General features: G+C 63.0%; 19 protein-coding genes. 1 reads left to right on the top strand and 18 read right to left on the bottom strand.

The genetic code is table 11. The annotated features are described in order from the left end of the window. Positions 1-165 precede the first annotated feature (165 nt). From pgaD to DOM56_RS18660, 6 genes are all read right to left on the bottom strand, one after another. Positions 166-627, bottom strand: a complete 462-nt coding sequence (gene pgaD / locus DOM56_RS18685; RefSeq protein ID WP_110710478.1) for a poly-beta-1,6-N-acetyl-D-glucosamine biosynthesis protein PgaD — start codon at positions 625-627, stop codon at positions 166-168. Between the two features lie 14 nt (positions 628-641). Beyond that, positions 642-1,928, bottom strand: a complete 1,287-nt coding sequence (gene pgaC, locus DOM56_RS18680; RefSeq protein ID WP_110710477.1) for a poly-beta-1,6-N-acetyl-D-glucosamine synthase — start codon at positions 1,926-1,928, stop codon at positions 642-644. Beyond that, positions 1,925-4,072 carry a poly-beta-1,6-N-acetyl-D-glucosamine N-deacetylase PgaB gene (gene pgaB, locus DOM56_RS18675; protein WP_110710476.1) on the bottom strand — a complete coding sequence of 716 codons (2,148 nt, stop codon included), beginning with the start codon at positions 4,070-4,072 and terminating at the stop codon, positions 1,925-1,927. The genes pgaC and pgaB overlap by 4 nt, the downstream gene beginning before the upstream one ends. Then, entirely contained in the window at positions 4,072-6,060 is a 1,989-nt protein-coding gene (pgaA, locus tag DOM56_RS18670; protein ID WP_232822361.1) for a poly-beta-1,6 N-acetyl-D-glucosamine export porin PgaA, read from the bottom strand. Before pgaA ends, pgaB begins: the two co-directional genes overlap by 1 nt. A 743-nt stretch (positions 6,061-6,803) precedes the next feature. Then, positions 6,804-7,394: a single-stranded DNA-binding protein gene (gene ssb, locus DOM56_RS18665; protein WP_110710474.1), complete on the bottom strand. Its 591-nt coding sequence runs from the start codon at positions 7,392-7,394 to the stop codon at positions 6,804-6,806. A 34-nt stretch (positions 7,395-7,428) separates the two neighbouring features. Beyond that, on the bottom strand, positions 7,429-8,811 hold the full coding sequence (locus DOM56_RS18660; RefSeq protein ID WP_110603332.1) for an MFS transporter: 1,383 nt from the start codon (positions 8,809-8,811) through the stop codon (positions 7,429-7,431). 161 nt (positions 8,812-8,972) lie between these two features. Between DOM56_RS18660 and uvrA the strand changes: the two genes are divergently transcribed. Next, positions 8,973-11,825 (top strand): excinuclease ABC subunit UvrA, encoded by a 2,853-nt coding sequence (uvrA, locus tag DOM56_RS18655; protein WP_110710473.1) that lies wholly within the window; start codon positions 8,973-8,975, stop codon positions 11,823-11,825. A 423-nt stretch (positions 11,826-12,248) separates the two neighbouring features. Here uvrA and rplQ read toward each other — a convergent pair whose 3' ends face one another. From rplQ to rplF, 12 genes are all read right to left on the bottom strand, one after another. Further along, a complete protein-coding gene (gene rplQ / locus DOM56_RS18650; RefSeq protein WP_071230729.1) occupies positions 12,249-12,635 on the bottom strand; it encodes a 50S ribosomal protein L17 in 387 nt (128 codons plus the stop codon). 95 nt (positions 12,636-12,730) lie between these two features. Further along, on the bottom strand, positions 12,731-13,729 hold the full coding sequence (gene rpoA, locus DOM56_RS18645) for a DNA-directed RNA polymerase subunit alpha (protein WP_110603329.1): 999 nt from the start codon (positions 13,727-13,729) through the stop codon (positions 12,731-12,733). 81 nt (positions 13,730-13,810) lie between these two features. Next, entirely contained in the window at positions 13,811-14,431 is a 621-nt protein-coding gene (rpsD, locus tag DOM56_RS18640) for a 30S ribosomal protein S4 (RefSeq protein ID WP_110603327.1), read from the bottom strand. Between the two features lie 12 nt (positions 14,432-14,443). Further along, positions 14,444-14,830, bottom strand: coding sequence for a 30S ribosomal protein S11 (gene rpsK, locus DOM56_RS18635; RefSeq protein ID WP_009723883.1), 387 nt, complete (start codon positions 14,828-14,830; stop codon positions 14,444-14,446). 36 nt (positions 14,831-14,866) lie between these two features. Continuing rightward, positions 14,867-15,223: a 30S ribosomal protein S13 gene (gene rpsM / locus DOM56_RS18630; RefSeq protein WP_110603326.1), complete on the bottom strand. Its 357-nt coding sequence runs from the start codon at positions 15,221-15,223 to the stop codon at positions 14,867-14,869. 131 nt (positions 15,224-15,354) lie between these two features. Further along, a complete protein-coding gene (rpmJ, locus tag DOM56_RS18625; protein ID WP_031384759.1) occupies positions 15,355-15,468 on the bottom strand; it encodes a 50S ribosomal protein L36 in 114 nt (37 codons plus the stop codon). Positions 15,469-15,498: 30 nt separating this feature from the next. After that, positions 15,499-16,833 carry a preprotein translocase subunit SecY gene (gene secY, locus DOM56_RS18620; protein ID WP_110710472.1) on the bottom strand — a complete coding sequence of 445 codons (1,335 nt, stop codon included), beginning with the start codon at positions 16,831-16,833 and terminating at the stop codon, positions 15,499-15,501. Further along, the gene (gene rplO / locus DOM56_RS18615; RefSeq protein ID WP_110603323.1) at positions 16,834-17,268 is read right to left on the bottom strand and encodes a 50S ribosomal protein L15; all 435 of its coding nucleotides are present in this window, start codon (positions 17,266-17,268) and stop codon (positions 16,834-16,836) included. A 3-nt stretch (positions 17,269-17,271) separates the two neighbouring features. Next, positions 17,272-17,454 (bottom strand): 50S ribosomal protein L30, encoded by a 183-nt coding sequence (rpmD, locus tag DOM56_RS18610; protein WP_110603433.1) that lies wholly within the window; start codon positions 17,452-17,454, stop codon positions 17,272-17,274. A gap of 6 nt (positions 17,455-17,460) precedes the next feature. Then, positions 17,461-17,961 carry a 30S ribosomal protein S5 gene (gene rpsE, locus DOM56_RS18605; RefSeq protein WP_071230722.1) on the bottom strand — a complete coding sequence of 167 codons (501 nt, stop codon included), beginning with the start codon at positions 17,959-17,961 and terminating at the stop codon, positions 17,461-17,463. An 11-nt stretch (positions 17,962-17,972) separates the two neighbouring features. Next, a complete protein-coding gene (gene rplR / locus DOM56_RS18600; protein WP_110603321.1) occupies positions 17,973-18,323 on the bottom strand; it encodes a 50S ribosomal protein L18 in 351 nt (116 codons plus the stop codon). Between the two features lie 9 nt (positions 18,324-18,332). Next, complete coding sequence (gene rplF, locus DOM56_RS18595) at positions 18,333-18,863, bottom strand: 50S ribosomal protein L6 (protein WP_110603320.1); 531 nt, start codon at positions 18,861-18,863, stop codon at positions 18,333-18,335. Positions 18,864-18,866 lie beyond the last annotated feature (3 nt).

Here is an 18,866-nt window from a genome sequence, read left to right as displayed (position 1 = left end):
GCAGGATCGAGGCGCTGCCGCCGCGATCGTCGGGGCCACCATCGCCCGCGGAAACTGGCAGTACAGGCAAATCGTTAGATGGCTATCTAGACGACCATTCTAGAATTCCCACGCTCTTGCGTCGAGGCGGCCGGGCTCCCCCGGCGGAGATTGAGCACGCCGCGCTCACCGCGCCTCGATGATGTTGCCCTGGGCATCATGGGTGAGCGTCACCCGGCGATGGCGCTGGAGCGCGGCCACCTGGTCCGAATTCATGCCGAACGAGAGCGCCAGCCGCTCGGGGGTCAGCGGCAGCGCCGGCTGGCGCCGATCGACGTGTCGGAAGCGGCGGTAGTTGTAGAACGCCCATACCAGCAGCATGGCCCCCGCGAGCACAGTGATGACCGCGTAGAGTGTCAGCGAGGCCCAGCTATGGTCTTGGCTGTCGATCACGTAGGACTCGAACCGTCCCACCCCGAAAATCCAGCCGCCAATCGTCGCCAGCGGTAGCAGCAGATAGAGCCACAGCAACCAGCCGATGCCCGCCAGCAGCGCGAACACACTGCGCTGGCGCCGTGACTGCAGGTCGGGACGGTGGATGATTCGAGGCAGCCCGGCGGCGCCTCGCTGGTTGTTCGCCTTCGGCATGTCGAGCTCTCCTGTCAGGGTTGGATACCGCGGTCCGGGCTGCTCCAGCGCGCCCGCTGACGCCGCGAGGCCAGCAGGGCCCTGGGCACGGCGACCACTGCCGTGAGCGTCGAGAGCACCCAGTAGAGCAGCGGATACCAGATGACCCAGAAATAGTGGCGAAGAAAGCCGGCGCGTTCGTAGCGCTGGTCGATGCTCAGACTGACCAGGAACTGGATCAGGCAGGTGGCGCCCAGCAGCAGTCCGTTCCATTGCGGCAGCAGCGTCGCGATCTGCCAGCGTGGCGGCAGCGGTACGAACCAGCCGATGCAGAACAGCACGGCGATGGCCAGCATGACGTAGGCCCACACCAGGCTGGTGAGATACTCCAGCGCAACCCCCCAGAAGCGGCGCTGGCGCCAGGCCAGCAGTCGCCCGCCGTAGCGCAGCATCACCTCGACACCGCCCTGGGCCCAGCGCAGGCGCTGCTGCCACAGGCCCTTGAGGGTTTCCGGCATATAGATGTAGCAGAGCGCCTCTGGCTCGAAGCGGATGTCCCAGTGATGGATCTGCAGACGCCAGGAGACATCGATGTCCTCGGTCACCATGTCGGCGCGCCAGTAGCCGATGCTGTCCAGCGCCGCCCGGTTGAAGCCCGTGATCACCCCGGAGACGGTGAAGATACGCCCGTAGGTGCGTTGCGCCCGCTTGATCAGGCCGATGATCGAGGAGAACTCGCCCACCTGGATCTTGCCCAGCAGCGTCGAGCGGTTGAGGATGCGCGGATTGCCGGTCACCGCGCCGACACGCGGCCCCCCGGTCAGATGCTGCATCATCCAGTACACGGCGAAGGGATGGAGCAGCGCATCACCATCGATACAGACGAGGTAATCCGAAGGGGCCGCCAGCGCACCGGCGCGCAGCGCCACCGCCTTGCCCTGATTGGCCGCGAAATGGATCACCCGCAGCCGCTCGTGCTTCTCGGCCAGGCGATCGAGGATCTCGCCAGTCTCATCGTGGCTACCGTCGTTGATGGCGATGACATCGAACTGCGGGTAGCGCGTCGCCAGAGCGTAGCGAATCGTCTGCTCGACCTGATCCGCTTCGTCGAAACAGGGCACCACGATGCTGACGTGAGGGGAGTCGGGATCCAAGGTCTCCAGCCTCGGCGTCATGTCCTTGCCACGCTCGCGGCGAAGATAGAACCAGAGGCCACCGATGATCCACATCCAGGCCATGAAGATCGGGTAGTAGAAGGCAAAACCGAACATCACGTCCCGCCAATCGATGGCCGAGACCCAGGCTTCGATATCGGCGATCATGGTTGACTCCGAAGACGAGAGGTCGAGTAGGGAAATTCATTGAGGCTCATACCCTCGAACGTGGGCTGGAAGGCCGGCATGCCGGTGATGAAGTCGTCCGGATAGTAGGCGAGATTCAGCCCGCCCCGGCGCACCAGCTGTTGCATCCACGCCTTGAAGCGCCCAGGCTCGATCCAGCGATCTCGCGCCCAGTCGTAGGCCTGCAGCTCGAAAACCGTCTTCCTGAGCCCCTTGGGCTGGCGCATCACCTGGTCGACCAGATCATCCAGCCAGCGGCTGGCCGAACGGTCATCGCGTGCCATGTCCGCGTCGTCGAGGTAGGGCATCGCCATCAGCGCCACCTCGTCGTAGTTGTCGAGGAAAGGACCCAGCGCCTGGGCAAAGCGCGACTCGGCAGCGGGGTCGAGCACGACCCGCGCGTAGATATTGCGCGCCACCCGGAAACGGTTGCTGAGATTGGCGTACTCGCGCGCGGCGGCGACCGCCTGATGACTGAAGTCGATCAGCGCCCGGGTCTTGTCACGCGCACTCAGGTCACAGTCGGTAAGCGCCCGCTGACCGCCGGGCCACCGCGCCGCGGGGTTACAAGCCTGAGCATCTTCGTCCGCGGCGAGATAGGCGTCATCGTGAATCAGGATGCCGTCGATCCCCGGGGTGTTGCGGGCCAGATCGCCATAGATCCCGCGAACGAGCGCCATTACAGCCGGGCGGAAAGGGCTCAGCCGGCGGTAGTCGCGATCGGCGATCCGGCTCTTGCCGTCGCTCCCCCTGGCTCGCACCGCCAGTTGCTGCTGTCGTTCGGCGTCGGGCAGGTCGAAGGCGAGCAGCGGTAGCCAGGCATACACATCGACGCCGGCCCGGGTCTTGAGCTGCCAGGCGACACGGTTGAACAGATCGGCGCGCATCGGCAGGTAGTCGTTGGGGAAGTAGAGTGCCGAGGCAGTGCCATCCCCATCCGGATCGGCAAAGGCCTGCAGATAGACCGTGCGCACCTGCATGGCCCGAATCCGGTCCAGCAAGGCGCTGAGATTGGCATTGACCTGATCGGGGTCGGGATCGTAGAGATAGTCGAGGTCGACCTGCACGGCCCGTTGAATGCGCCTGGGCGGATCGACGGTCTGCGCGACTTGGGATTCTACGGCCACCGGATCGGGATCATCCATCACCAGGAAGCGACCGAAATCGGGTCCGCTCGACGGGGTCGAGAGACGCTGATCACCGAGACTGAAGGTGAACCGGTAACCCGCCTCTCTCGCTATCCTTTCGGTAACGGGGTTGGTCGCGCCGTAGGGCCAGACCAGGGTGCGCGGCCGCACCCCGGTGTGCCGCTCGATGATCTCGGCGCTGCGGACCAGGTCGGCGTGAACGCGCCGCCGGTAATCGGCGTCGCTCTCGTACGCGCCACTGACGGCATCGTAGCGTCGTGTCAGCGCTGCGGGTTCCACGTTACCCTGCGGATTGGCGAGGATCCCGTGGTGGAGGTCATCGGTGTGCGAAGCCACTTCCACCAGCCCCGAGGCCTGCATCTCGCGGACCTGGTCCCAATCCACGAAACCCTCTGCCCCTCTCTCGCGACCGTTGTAGAGAACTTCGTTCGCCGCCCCAGCGTCGCCGTTCCCACCGATGACCGCCCCCTCCTCGAGCCGCGATGCCACCGGATCGGTAGCGGCTGCCGTCACCCTGTCGCCACGCCCGACCCGCTCGATCCAGCCGATCTCCACCGCGAACAGCGCCGGATAGCCGAAAGCCCGTAGCAGCGGAAAGACGCGGCCGTAGAAGCTCGCCAGCCCGTCGTCGAAGCTCAGCAGCACCGCGTTGGGAGGCAGCGGCCGCCTACCCTCCCGGGCCGCCTCGATGTCGTCCAGGGAGATCGGGTGCCAATCGTTGGCCGCCAGCCAGTCGAACAGCGACGCCAGGCGTTCGGTGCTGACGGCGTAAGGGTCCCGATCCACGGCGGGCCGGGTATCGTCCCGCACATCGTGAAACCCGAGCGTCACGAAATGACCGGCGGGGATCTGCAGCGTCGTCACATCTCCCGGCAGGTCGCCCATCGGCGGAGATGACGGCGCTCCCTGGGCCTGTACTGCCGTCGACAGCGCGACCAGTAGTGCGACCAGCGCGAAATGGAGCAGGGTCGATCGCATCACAGCACTCCCTCGAAACCTAACTGTCCGAACCAGCGCGCTTCGCGCTCGCCCTCGTACTCATGACTGCCCCAGCCGACGCCGTAGTTGACCGACCAGGTCCGCGTCAGTTGCCAGACGTGGCCGTAGCGCGCGTCGTAGCCCGGCGCGCTACCGTAGCCGCGCTCCCACTCGGAGGCCGTGCCCAGCGAGACGTTCTGCGTGAAGACGTGGTCGTAGCGCCGCCAGGTCAGCCAATCGTGTTCGAGAGTCACTCCGGCGGAACGGGTATCCTCGGGGCTGTAGTAATCCGTTTCGCTCTGGCTGTTGTGCTCGGCGGAGAGCGAGCCGAGCAGGCGGGTCCGATGATGCGCGCTGGCCTGCACGCGCTGGGTCAGCTCGGCGGAGACGTCGCTGCGCAGGTTGCCGTCGCTGATGTCCAGGGCGCCCAGCGTCAGCGTCGCCTGGCGCGACTCGTTCTGACGCCAGGTCACCTGCGCCTGGTAGAGGCGTCCATCCTGATCGCTGCGCTCGGCGCGCAGCGGGGTCTCCGGCGACTGAAACTGGGTCAGCAACTGGTACTGCCAACGATCGTCGAGCCACTGCGACCAGCCGAGCTCGACGCCGGGATCGTCGCTGGCGTTCTCGCCACTCACGCCGGCCCACCAGTGCCGGCGCAACCATCGGCGTTCGATGCCGACACCCCAGCGATCCTGGCGCTCGGCCCCACCGTCGTAGTCACCCCAGCGCCAGGATTGTTCGATGTAGGCGCGGTAGCCATCCTCGCGCCAGGGCGAATTGAGGCGCAGCCGGTATTCACCGTCGCGGCTGCCGTTGACGGCGCTCCCGCCGCGAGAGCGACCGAAGCTGCCCTCCCCCTCGAGGGAGAAGTGCTGACGATCCTGCCATTCGAGGTGGTTGCGCCGAATCGCGCTGTCGGTGGGAAACTGCGACGCCAAGGGTTCGATAGTGCGCTGCCAGCGCGGGAAGTTCTCGAGGTCCTGGGCATTCTCGGCAATGTTGAGCCGCGTGGCCTGATCCCTGGGCGCATAGGCCGCTGCCAGTTCGGCGGTCGACTGCGCCTGTTCGTACCAGCCTCTCGAACGCTGTGCGGTGGACAGGCCATTGATCACGTCGGTATTGCGCGGCGCCTGCCGATAAAGCGCACGGGCCCGTTCGAGAGCCTCTCCATCATGACGACGATAGGTGGCATCCAGCACCTGCAGGCGATCGACCTCGCTGCGCTCCCAATTGGGCACCGGAGGCGTCTTCGGATTCGGCCGCGAGCGCCAGATCGGGGTGTCGGCGTCCAACTGGACGAGCACCTCGGCCGCGGCGGCGTACTCTTCGCTCTCGATCAGGGCGTAGTAGAAGCCGGTCCGCACTGCCAACGATGGCCGCGCGCCCGACTCGATCACCTCGCGGTAGAGGCGTGCGGCCTGCTCCGGCTGCCGGCGAGCCAGATAGGCATCGGCAACGGCGGCCTTGGCGTAGACCGGCACATCGACCGATTCACGCTGCAGCGCCTGATAATCGGCAACCACCGCCTCGAAGCGGTTCAACTGGCGCAGCACCACCAGTCGATCGACACGGGTCCGATGGCCGGCGTCGCTGCCGGGAGGGAAGCGTTCCAGATTGGCATTCAGGTCATTGAGCGATGCGGTCAGGGCCGCGTCACGTGCTCCGTAGCGCTGCCGCCGCTCGTGTCGCGCCTGCTCCTGCACCCCATTGCGGATCCGGGCCGTCGCGGCATCGGCCCGAAACCGATCCTGCGTGGCCTGCGGCCACGCCGGCCGGTAGCGCTCGCGTAACCGCTCGGCACGGCGATAGGCCCCGAGATTGGACAGGCTGGAGATCGTCGTCTGGAGGGCCTGACGATTGTCCGGGGCATACGTCAGCACTCGCTGCGCCAGTTGCAGCGCGATGGCCGGATGCCCCTGCTGACGCTGGCGTTCCGCAATGCCCGCCAGATCGTCGGCATTGGGGCGCCCCGACGGCCCTGGCCGCACGTCTACGCCATAGGCTGAGGCCGGCGCCTCGGCGGGCGGCAAGCGCCCATCCGGAAAGCGCTCGGCTGCCTGGGCTGAATAGGCGAAGAGCGACAGCAGGCAGAGTGCGAGGGGGAATCGAGTTGAACAGGCGCGGCAGCGACCGTTGCCGGCGGCGTACGGCCTCGTCGAGAAGCCAAAGCCTTCGCCGGCCTTCGCGACTCGGCCGCGGAAGCGAGATATTCGCATTACAGGACAGGACCACCGTTATTTCCGTTAACACTCTGTTGCGAGAGCACTCAATTCCTTTGAGTGGGGTGCTAAAAGCCAAGTAAAACTAGAGATAAAATGGCGGTCTTACAAATTAGTAAATATTGATATGTTTGATTGTTTCATCGGCTCCCAAGGTCGACGAACGTCAACCTGCCATGACGCGGCCTTCGTACGAAAGCTGAACATGGTTTCCAGAAACTTGCTCTGAAAGACAATCCGCGGGAGCTCAAGCCACGGGTGCTGGGTCATGGCGAGGGAAGAACCTGCCGACGCGCCGAACCTCGAGGCCGCGCTTGTCGATGGCCATCGCTGTCACACCGATACCCGGCCGAGACGCCGCTTTTCACCTGCGGATCTTGCCGGGATGGTCCACGCCCGTAACGCAAGCGCCCCGCGAGGCGGGGCGCTCTGATGACGGCCGGTGCGGCACGCCGGGGGTTCACTGACTCGATGCCCGTAAGGACGAGCCGTTGGACGCGGGTATCTGAGTCCTAGAACGGAATCTCGTCGTCGAAGTCGTCGAAGCTACCGGGGTTCGGCGCACCGTAGTTCGGATTCTGGTTCGGTTGCGGGGCCGGCTGGCCCTGCTGCGGTGGGCGCTGGCCTTGAGGCGGGCGCTGCTGCGGCTGTTGCGGATTGCCACCGTAACCGCCCTGCTGCGGCGGCTGGTCGTAGCCGCCATTCTGCGGCGCACCGCCATACTGCCCCTGGGGCTGGGCGTAATCCCCGCCGCCCTGGCCGCCGCCACGAGAGTCCAGCATCTGCATGTCATTGCCGACGATTTCGGTCGAGTAGCGATCCTGACCGTCCTGGCCCTGCCATTTGCGAGTCTGCAGGCGGCCCTCGATATAGATCCGCGAACCTTTCTTGACGTACTGCTGGGCGATCTCCGCCAGCTTGTTGAACAGCACCACACTGTGCCATTCCGTACGTTCCTGGCGCTGGCCGCTCTGGCGATCGGTCCAGCTATCGGTAGTCGCGATGCGCAGGTTGCACACCGGATTCCCCGAGGGCAGGAAGCGCACTTCCGGATCCTGTCCCAGGTTGCCGATCAGGATGACTTTATTTACACCTCGGGCCATCGTTGTCTCCTCGCATTCCTGCGTTGCGACGCTATCATGCGTCGGTTCGTTGCCATTGGTTGCCTGCGATACGGGCCAGCGCCTCCACATCCAGGCGCTGCCGGTCGACCTTGAGATAGGCGACTTGTTCTTCGGGTACGACCACGGCGTCCTCGACCCCGGTCACCGCGACGAAACGCTCGAGTAGTGTATCGAGCATGCCCATGGATTGCTCGTCGAGTGCGATGATCTCGCTGGAGAGATGGCGGGGCGCCGGCATCTTCCAGACCACCGCCAGCCAGATCGCCCCGACCACCGCCGTGCCCAGGAAGACACTCTGGACGCCAAAGCCCTGGGACAGGGCACCGCCCAGCGTACCCCCGAGAAAGGCGCCGAAGAACTGACTGGTGGAGTAGACGCCCATGGCGGTGCCCTTGGACCCGGCCGGTGCCAGTTTGCTGATCATCGACGGCAGCGTCGCCTCCAGTAGATTGAAGACGACGAAAAAGCCCCAAAGTAGGATCAGCAGGGCGACGCGATCATTCGCCAGCTCGCCGAAGCCGAGCAGAATCAATGTCATCGCCGCGACGGCGCCGACGAAGACCGGCTTCATCTTGCGATACTTCTCGGCCACGATGACCAGCGGAATCATGCCGACGAAGGCCAGTGCCATCACCGGCAGATAGACCCAACCATGATCTGCCGGGGCAAATCCCAGGGCCTCGAGCCGAAACGGCAGCGCCGTGAAGCACGCCGTCAGAATCAGGTGGAGGGCGAAGATCGAGAAATCGAGCCGGAGCAGGTCGCCCTGGCCCAGCGTGGCGCGCAATTGACGGCGATCGATGCCGACATCTCGATGGGGCATTCGCTTCGGTGCTCGCGGCACCAGTTTCCACAGGATCAGCAGGCCGCAGGCGGAGAGCGCCGCGGTGAACCAGAACACGCCGGCGAGCCCGCCGACATCCGCGATCAGGGGCCCCACCACCATGGCGATGGCGAACGCGACGCCAATGGAGAGCCCGATGGTCGCCATCGCGGCGGTGCGGATCTCCTCGCGGGTCTGATCCGCCAGCAGGGCCATGATGGCGCCGGCGACGGCGCCGCTCCCCTGCAGGCAGCGCCCGATGATGATGCCGGTGATGGACGTGGCACTGGCGGCGACGATACTGCCGATGATGAACAGCAGCAGGCCCCCGGCGATGACCGCCTTGCGACCGATTCGGTCGGAGAGCAGGCCGAAGGGAATTTGAAGAATGGCCTGGGTCAGGCCGTAGCCGCCCAGCGCCATGCCGACAAGCAAGGGAGTGGCGCCGTCGAGATGATCGGCATACAGCGCCAGCACCGGCAGGACCATGAATAGCCCCAGCATTCGCGAGGCGTACAGACTGGCCAGCCCGACGATGGCACGTCGTTCGGTAACGAGAAAACGAGAAGTCATGGAGGTCGCAACGTTGGGTGAACTCGGCGCGAGCCGAGGATGATTCGGGATGAGCGATGCATTTTACCGCTCGCCCTTCTCCAGTGAAAGCAGCCGGCTTTGCCGGGCCTTTGATCCGCGACCTATAATGGTCGTTTCCCGCGTCGCAGCACGAGGTAGTCATGGACAGCATTCTGGTCAGGGGCGCACGGACCCATAACCTGAAGAACATTGATGTCGAACTGCCGCGCGACAAGTTGATCGTGGTAACCGGGCTCTCCGGTTCGGGCAAGTCTTCACTCGCGTTCGACACGCTCTACGCCGAGGGACAGCGACGTTATGTCGAATCCCTCTCGACCTACGCCCGACAGTTCCTGTCGATGATGGAAAAACCCGACGTCGACCATATCGAGGGACTCTCGCCAGCGATCTCGATCGAGCAGAAATCGACCTCGCACAATCCGCGCTCCACCGTCGGCACCATCACCGAGATCTACGACTATCTGCGGCTGTTGTTCGCTCGCGCCGGCACGCCGCGATGCCCGGATCACGACGAGGAACTGGAAGCGCAGACCGTCTCGCAGATGGTCGATCAGGTGCTGGCGCTGCCCGAGGGCAGCCGGCTGATGCTGCTGGCGCCGGTGGTCAAGGGCCGCAAGGGCGAGCACCTCCAGTTGATCAGCGAGCTGCGCGCCCAGGGCTTCGTGCGTGCCGTGATCGACGGCCATACCGTCGAACTCGATGATATGCCTGCGCTCGACAAGAAGCGCAAGCACGACATCAGCGTGGTGGTCGATCGCATCAAGGTTCGCCCGGACCTGCAGCAACGCCTGGCCGAGTCCTTCGAGACCGCACTCAATCTGGCCGATGGCACCGCCATCATCCACTTCATGGATGGCGAACAGGATGACCTGGCGTTTTCGTCACGCTTCGCCTGCCCGATCTGCGGCTACTCGCTTAGCGAACTGGAACCCCGGCTGTTTTCGTTCAACAACCCGGCCGGTGCCTGCCCGACCTGCGACGGCCTGGGCGTGCGTCAGTTCTTCGATCCGGACAAGCTGATCAGTCATCCGGAGCTGTCGCTGGCCGAGGGCGCGATCAAAGGCTGGGATCGCCGTAGCATCTACTACTTCAGCCAGCTGCAGGCAGTCGCCGAGCATTATCGGTTCACGCTCGATACGCCGTGGAACGAGCTCGCCCGACATGAGCGCGATCTCGTACTCAATGGCAGCGGCAAGGACGACATCGCCTTCAGCTACGTCAACGACCGCGGCCGCAAGGTGACCCGCGAGCACCCCTTCGAGGGCGTGCTGCCCAACCTGGAGCGTCGCTATCGTGAGACCGAGTCGTCGATGGTTCGCGACGATCTGGCCAAGTACCTGGCGGTGCGGCCCTGCCCCACCTGCGACGGGACCCGCCTCAAGCGCGAGGCGCGCCATGTGTTCATCGACGGCAACAATCTTCCGACGCTGACCCGGATGCCGGTGGGCGAAGCCTGGAACTATTTCCGCCAGTTGACGCTTCCCGGGAGGAAGGGCGAAATCGCGGTCAAGATCGTCCACGAAATCCACGCACGACTCGAATTCCTGGTCAACGTCGGGCTCGACTACCTGACCCTGGAGCGCAGCGCGGACACGCTCTCCGGCGGCGAAGCCCAGCGCATTCGCCTGGCCAGCCAGATCGGTGCCGGCCTGGTCGGGGTGATGTACATCCTCGACGAGCCCTCGATCGGCCTTCATCAGCGCGACAACGATCGTCTGCTGCGCACGTTGATACGCCTGCGCGATCTGGGCAATACGGTGATCGTGGTCGAGCATGACGAAGACGCCATTCGCGCTGCCGACCACGTGCTCGATATCGGCCCTGGCGCCGGCGTGCATGGTGGCACCATCGTGGCCCAGGGAACGCCCCACGACATCGAGACGGCGCCAGAGTCGTTGACCGGCCAGTATCTCTCCGGGAAACGCTGTATCGAGGTGCCGCCGTACCGCATCCCGGTCAACCCGGACAAGCAGCTTCATCTGCGTGGCGCCACCGGCAACAACCTGCAGGATGTTGACCTGACATTGCCGCTGGGGCTGTTCGTCTGCGTCACCGGCGTCTCCGGCTCCGGTAAATCGACCTTGATCAACTCGACCCTGATGCCGATCGCGGCACGTGAACTCAATCGCGCCACCACACTGACGGCAGCGCCCTATCGCAGCATCGAGGGTCTCGATCAGCTCGACAAGATCATCGACATCGACCAGAGCCCGATCGGCCGCACACCACGCTCCAACCCTGCCACTTACACCGGTATCTTCACCCCCATCCGCGAGCTCTTCTCGGGCACCCAGGAGGCGCGGGCCCGCGGCTACAAGCCGGGACGTTTCAGCTTCAACGTCAAGGGCGGGCGCTGCGAGGCGTGCCAGGGCGAGGGCATGATCAAGGTGGAGATGCACTTCCTGCCGGATATCTACGTTCCCTGCGACGTCTGCAAGGGCAAGCGCTACAACCGCGAGACGCTGGAGATCCACTACAAGGGCAAGAGCATTCACGAAGTGCTCGAGATGACCATCGAAGAAGCGCTGGAATTCTTCAGCCCGGTGCCAGCGATCGCCCGGCGCCTGCAGACGCTGATGGACGTGGGACTCTCCTACGTCCGACTGGGCCAGAGCGCCACCACCCTCTCCGGCGGCGAGGCGCAGCGCGTCAAGCTGGCTCGCGAGCTGGCCAAGCGTGACACCGGCCAGACGCTCTACATTCTCGACGAGCCCACCACCGGGCTGCACTTCGAGGATATCCGGCAGTTGCTCGGCGTGCTGCATCGGCTACGTGACCACGGCAACACGGTGGTGGTGATCGAGCATAACCTCGATGTGATCAAGACTGCCGACTGGATCATCGATCTGGGCCCGGAAGGTGGCTCCGGCGGTGGGCGCATCATCGCGGAGGGCACGCCGGAACAGGTGGCGGGGCTCGAACACTCCCACACCGGCAATTTCCTGGCGCCGTTGCTGCCCGCCCCCAAGGCGCGCAAGGCCAAGCGCGCCTGAGTCCGGCCATATGGCGCGTTCGCAGGCGCCCTATGGCGGCTCTGCTCCAATGATCCATGGAGATTGTGCTAGCAGCCCGTGGCGAACCAGAATCGGAATCAAGCCCCATCGCGGAGTGGCTCTTGCGGCCCCTTCGACCGACCTGGAGAGTCCGAGCAGCCAATCGACAGCGCTCACGACACCTGAGGGCGCCCTGCGCCCACGGTTTGGATGGCCTGGCCCGGCCATCCCGCTTCCGATGCCCTTGATGCGCTGCTGAGCGTGGTGGAACAGCAACAGCAGCGGCTCCAACAGCTCGAGGCGCAAGATCCCGAACCCAGCGCTCTCCCGCGCCATTGAAGCCCTAGAACCTGATCTTTGTCCCAAAAGAAAACCGGCTGCCCANNTGGGCAGCCGGTTTTTATCGTGCAAGAAGCGTGGGACTTATTCGTCGCCAGCGGCTTCTTCAACGACCGGACGATCGACCAGCTCGATGTAGGCCATCGGTGCGTTGTCGCCAGTGCGGTAGCCGCACTTCAGCACGCGGACATAACCGCCCGGGCGATTGACGTAACGCGGGCCAAGCTCGTTGAAGAGCTTGCCGACGGCTTCCTTGGAGCGGGTGCGGCTGAACGCCAGACGGCGGTTTGCCACGCTATCCTGCTTGGCCAGGGTGATCAGCGGCTCGATATGACGACGCAGCTCCTTGGCTTTGGGCAGGGTAGTCTTGATCACTTCATGCTCGACCAGCGAGATGCACATGTTCTTGAACATGGCGTGCCGATGCGAGCTGGTCCGATTCAGATGACGACCACTCTTACGATGACGCATGATTGCTATTCCTTACCAAACTGGTGATTCGAGTCGGCACACTGGATTCGACGCTGACACGAAGGCAGACACCTGGGCGTCTGCACATATCGTCGTCAGGCGGAGGCCTTGTCGTCTTTCAAGCTCGCCGGCGGCCAGTTTTCCAACCGCATACCGAGCGAAAGACCGCGCGAAGCCAGCACATCCTTGATCTCGTTCAAGGACTTCTTGCCAAGGTTCGGCGTCTTGAGCAGCTCGACTTCTGTGCGCTGAATCAAATCGCCAATGTAGTAAATATTCTCGGCCTTCAGGCAGTTGGCGCTGCGAACCGTGAGTTCGAGATCATCCACGGGGCGCAGAAGAATCGGATCGATCTGATCTTCTTCCTCTTCGATTTCCTGCTCTCTGTCGGCTTCGAGATCGACGAAGGCGGCCAGCTGTTCCTGAAGAATGGTCGCACTGCGGCGAATCGCTTCTTCCGGGTCCAGAGTGCCGTCGGTTTCGAGATCGATGACCAGCTTATCGAGATCGGTGCGCTGTTCGACACGAGCCGCTTCGACCGCATAGGACACGCGGCGAACGGGGCTGAACGTCGCATCCAGCTGCAGACGACCGATGGCACGGGATTCGTCCTCGTCGGAGAGACGCGCATCGGCGGGCTCGTAACCGCGACCTCGAACGATCTTCAGCTGCATTTTCAGCTCGCTGCCATCGTTGAGGTGGGCAATCACGTGATCCGGATTGACGATCTCGACGTCATGGCCGACAGCAATATCGCCTGCGGTCATGACACCGGGGCCCTGCTTGTTCAAGGTGAGGACGGCTTCGTCGCGACCATGCATCTTGATGGCCACGTCCTTGAGATTCAGCAGAATCTCGATGACGTCTTCCTGAACACCCTCGATGGCGCTGTATTCGTGCAACACGCCTTCGATTTCCGCTTCGACCACGGCACAGCCGGGCATCGAAGAGAGCAGGATGCGACGCAGCGCATTCCCCAGGGTATGGCCGAAACCACGTTCGAAGGGTTCCAGCACGATCTTGGCGTGATGTGCACTGACCTCTTCGACCTTGATGTCGCGGGGACGGAGAAACTCTGTCACTGAACGCTGCATATGAACACCTTCCCAGGCTGCCAAACGAATATCGGTACTCCAGGCGGGAACCGGGCCGCCTGAGCGGCCCGGCTCCAAGCCTTACTTGGAGTACAGCTCGACGATCAGGTTTTCGTTGATGTCGGCAGACAGGTCGCCGCGTTCCGGGACAGCCTTGAAAGTGCCTTCCATCTTCTTCGAGTCGATGTCGATCCAGGTCACGTCGCCGCGGTTGGCAGCGATGGACAGGGCCTGCTGGATACGGGCCTGGTTCTTGGCCTTCTCACGAACAGAAACGACGTCGCCGGGGCGCACCTGATAGGACGCCACGTTGACGGTACGGCCGTTGACCGAAATCGCCTTGTGGCTGACCAACTGACGTGATTCGTTACGCGTGGAGCCGAAGCCCATGCGGTAAACCACGTTGTCCAGTCGGCATTCCAGCAACTGCAGCAAGACTTCGCCGGTCGCGCCTTTCAGGCGAGCGGCTTCCTTGTAGTAGTTGCGGAACTGGTTTTCGAGTACGCCGTAGATACGACGCACTTTCTGCTTCTCGCGAAGCTGCAAGCCGTAGTCGGAAAGACGCTGACGGCGCTGGCCGTGCACACCCGGGATCTGCTCGGATTTGCACTTCTTCTCGAAGGGAGTGACACCGCTCTTGAGAAAGAGGTCGGTACCCTCACGACGAGACAGTTTACACTTGGGACCTAGATAACGAGCCATGAGTCTGTCTCCTTAAACGCGGCGTTTCTTCGGCGGACGGCATCCGTTATGCGGAATCGGCGTCGCGTCAGTGATGCTCTGTACACGGAAGCCGGCGGCATTCAATGCGCGCACGGCAGACTCACGGCCAGGACCGGGGCCCTTGACCAGCACGTCGACGTTTTTCACACCATACTCGGCTGCAGCAGTCGCTGCACGTTCACTCGCCACTTGAGCTGCGAACGGGGTGCTCTTGCGAGAACCACGAAAACCCGAACCACCGGCAGTTGCCCAAGAAAGCGCATTGCCCTGGCGGTCTGTGATCGTCACGATCGTATTGTTAAAAGAGGCATGGATGTGTGCGACCGCATCCACGACCTGCTTTTTAACCTTTTTACGGTTACTACGCGGGTTAGCCATGTTGATGTATCCTGATCTTAAACGCCGGAACGTTAATTACTTACGAATCGGTTTACGCGGTCCCTTACGGGTACGCGCATTGGTCTTGGTACGCTGACCACGCAGCGGTAGACCACGACGATGGCGCAGACCACGGTAGCAACCCAAGTCCATGAGACGCTTGATATTCAGCGTCACATCACGGCGAAGGTCGCCTTCTACGGTGTACTTACCCACTTCGGTACGCAGGGTGTCGAGCTCTTCGCCTGACAGTTCCTGAACCTTGGCGGTCGGTGCGATGCCGGCAGCGACACAGATACTCTGTGCACGCGTGCGGCCAATCCCGTAGATGTAGGTCAGCGAGATCGCCGCATGCTTGTTGTCCGGGATATTGACGCCTGCAATACGGGCCATCAGCTTACTCCGAATGTTGAGCGGCTTGCTCGTTTAGTCGTCCACAAAGGGCGCAATAGCATACCCCTTAACCTCTCTCAAGGCAAGGGATATGCCACGGCCCGCTTTTTACTCACAGCGTCAGGGTCAAATCAGCCCTGGCGCTGCTTGTGACGCGGCTCGGTACAAATCACGCGAACCGCACCGTTGCGCCGAATGATCTTGCAGTTACGGCACATTTTCTTTACAGAAGCTCGAACTTTCATCGTTCTCTCCAAATGCTCTCTGGCGGAGGCTCAGCGCGTCAGACCACCGCTACCGTAGCCTTTCAGGTTCGATTTCTTCATCACCGACTCATACTGATGAGACATCAGATGCGATTGAACCTGGGCCATGAAGTCCATGATTACCACGACCACGATCAGCAGCGACGTCCCGCCGAAGTAGAACGGCACCTGCCAGGCCACCACCAGGAACTGCGGCATCAACGAGACCAGCGTGATGTAGAGCGCCCCGAACAGCGTCAGGCGCGTCATCACCTTGTCCACGTAGCGAGCCGTCTGCTCTCCTGGACGGATCCCCGGCAGGAAAGCCCCTGACTTCTTCAGGTTGTCGGCGACATCCTTCGGGTTGAACACCAACGCCGTGTAGAAGAAGCAGAAGAACAGCACTGCCGCGGCAAACAGGATGATGTACAACGGCGCACCCGGGGCGAGCTGCTGTGATGCCACCTGCAGCCACTCGAACCCGTCGCCCTGGCCCAGCCACTGACCGATGGAACCCGGGAACAGCAGGATACTCGACGCGAAGATCGGCGGAATCACGCCCGCCATGTTGACCTTCAGCGGCAGGTAACTGCTCTGCCCCGCATACATCTTGTTGCCGACCTGACGCCGCGGATAGTTCACCGTGATACGGCGCTGCCCGCGCTCGATGAACACCACGAAGGCCACCGTGGCGATGCCCAGAATCGAGAGCGCCAGCAGCGGCAACACGTTCCACGCACCGTCGTTGCGAGCCAACTCGAACGACTGACCGATCGCGCTGGGCAGGCCAGCCACGATGCCGGAGAAGATGATCAACGAGATACCGTTGCCGATCCCCTTCTCGGTGATCTGCTCGCCCAGCCACATCAGGAATACCGCACCGGCCACGAACGTCACGATGGCCGTGAAGTAGAAGCTGATGTCGCCCGAATAAGCAACGCCCTGACTGACCAGACCAACTGACATCCCGGTCGCCTGGATCAGGGCCAGCAACACCGTGCCGTAGCGGGTGTACTGGTTGATCTTGCGGCGGCCGGCTTCGCCCTCTTTCTTCAGCGCTTCGAGCTGAGGCGATACCGCGGTCAGAAGCTGCATGATGATCGACGCGGAGATGTACGGCATGATCCCCAGCGCGAAGATACTCATGCGCTGCAGCGCACCCCCCGAAAACATGTTGAACATGCCCAGGATGGTGCCCTGGTTCTCCCGAAACAGGGCAGCCAGCTGGTCAGGATCGATGCCGGGGACGGGGATGTGGGCACCGATGCGGTACACCACGATCGCGATGAAGACGAAACGCAGGCGCGCCCACAGCTCGCTGAGACCGCTACCCATGTTCGCCGGCATGTTTCCTGACTTAGCCATTTAGTCCTCTACCTTGCCACCGGCCGCTTCGATCGCAGCGCGTGCACCTTTGGTGACCTTGAGGCCACGCACGGTAACCGCCTTGCTCAACTCGCCGGACAGAACGACCTTGGCGTACTCGGTAGCATTCTTGAGCACGTTGGCCTTCTTCAGGCTGGCGAGATCGGCGACGTCGCCCTCGACCTTGGCCAGTTCGGCCAGGCGGACTTCTTCGGACACCAGCGACTTGGCCGAGGTGAAACCGAACTTCGGCAAGCGGCGCTGCAAGGGCATCTGGCCGCCCTCGAAACCCGGTTTGACCGAACCGCCGGAACGGGACTTCAGACCCTTGTGGCCGCGGCCACCGGTCTTGCCCAGGCCAGAGCCGATACCGCGGCCAAGACGCTTCTCAGCGTGCTTGGAACCCGGCGCCGGGCTTAAGCTATTGAGTTTCATGGATTACTCTCCCTCGACTCGAACAAGGTAGTTAACCTTGTTGATCATGCCGCGAACGGCGGGGGTGTCTTCCAGCTCGACCGAGTGCCCAATGCGACGCAGACCGAGACCGGTCATCGTCGCCTTGTGCTTCTGCAGGACACCGATGGTGCTGCGGGTCTGGGTGATTTTGATCGTCTGTGCCATGGTCACTTACCCCGCCAGCTCTTCGACAGACAGGCCACGCTTGGCGGCGATGTCTTCCGGAGATTGCATGGATTCGAGCCCCTTGATGGTGGCACGAACCACGTTCACCGGGTTGGTGGAACCGTAGCACTTGGCCAGAACGTCATGCACACCGGCCAGCTCGAGGACGGAGCGCATGGCACCGCCGGCGATGATGCCGGTACCCTCGGAAGCGGGCTGCATGAACACCTTGGACGCGCCGTGACGGGCGCGAACCGGGTACTGCAGCGTGCTGCCGCTGAGACTGACCTTGACCATATTACGGCGTGCCTGGTCCATGGCTTTCTGGATCGCGACCGGCACTTCACGTGCCTTGCCGCGACCGAAGCCAACCCGGCCGTTGCCATCGCCAACGACGGTCAGCGCGGTGAAACCGAAGATACGGCCACCTTTGACCACCTTGGCGACGCGGTTGACCTGCACCAACTTCTCTTGCAGGTCTCCGCCCTTCTGTTCGTTATTCGCCATCGTTAAACCCTTTAGAATTGCAGACCGCCTTCGCGTGCGGCATCAGCCAACGCCTTGACACGCCCGTGGTACTGGAACCCTGCGCGGTCGAAGGCAACCTGAGAGATGCCGGCATCCTTGGCGCGCTCGGCAATCAGAGCACCCACCTTGGCAGCCGCGTCAGCGTTGCCCGTGGCACCTTCGCGCAGGCTCTTGTCCAGCGTGGAAGCGCTGGCAAGGACCTTGCCGCCGTCCGGTGAGATGATCTGCGCGTAGATGTGACGCGGGGTGCGGTTGACGCACAAGCGGTTCACACCCAGATCGCGGATCTTGGCACGGGCGCGGCGGGCACGACGGAGACGAGATTCTTTCTTCGCGTTCATAACCCTGCCTTACTTCTTCTTGGCTTCTTTGCGGCGGACACGTTCGTCGCTGTAACGAACGCCTTTGCCCTTGTAGGGCTCCGGCGGACGGAAAGCGCGAATTTCCGCAGCCACCTGACCGAGTTTCTGCTTGTCCGCGCTTTTCAGCACGATCACGGTGTTCTTCGGCGTTTCCGCCGTGACACCTTCGGGCAGCGTGTAGTCGATCGGGTGTGAGAAACCGAGTGTTAAGTTCAGCGTCTTGCCACTAGCCTGGGCACGATAGCCGACGCCATTGATTTCCAGCGACCGAGTGAAACCCTCGGAAGCGCCGGTGACCATGTTCTGGACCAGGGCACGCGTGGTGCCGACCATGGCCCAGGACTTCGCCTGTTCGCTCGGGGCGAAAACCAGCTGACCATCTTCCTGAGTGATCTTCACGTCGGGATGCACGGTCAGTTCAAGCGTGCCCTGGCCGCCCTTGACGGACAGCTGGTCGCCGTCGAACTTCACGTCGACGCCGCTGGGCAGTTTAACCGGATACTTGGCTACGCGAGACATTAC

Origin of the sequence: Salinicola sp. CR57 (genome assembly GCF_003206585.1) — a bacterium.
In the GTDB taxonomy this organism is placed as follows: Bacteria; Pseudomonadota; Gammaproteobacteria; order Pseudomonadales; family Halomonadaceae; genus Salinicola; species Salinicola lusitanus.
This window is presented reverse-complemented; position numbering and strand designations above follow the sequence as displayed.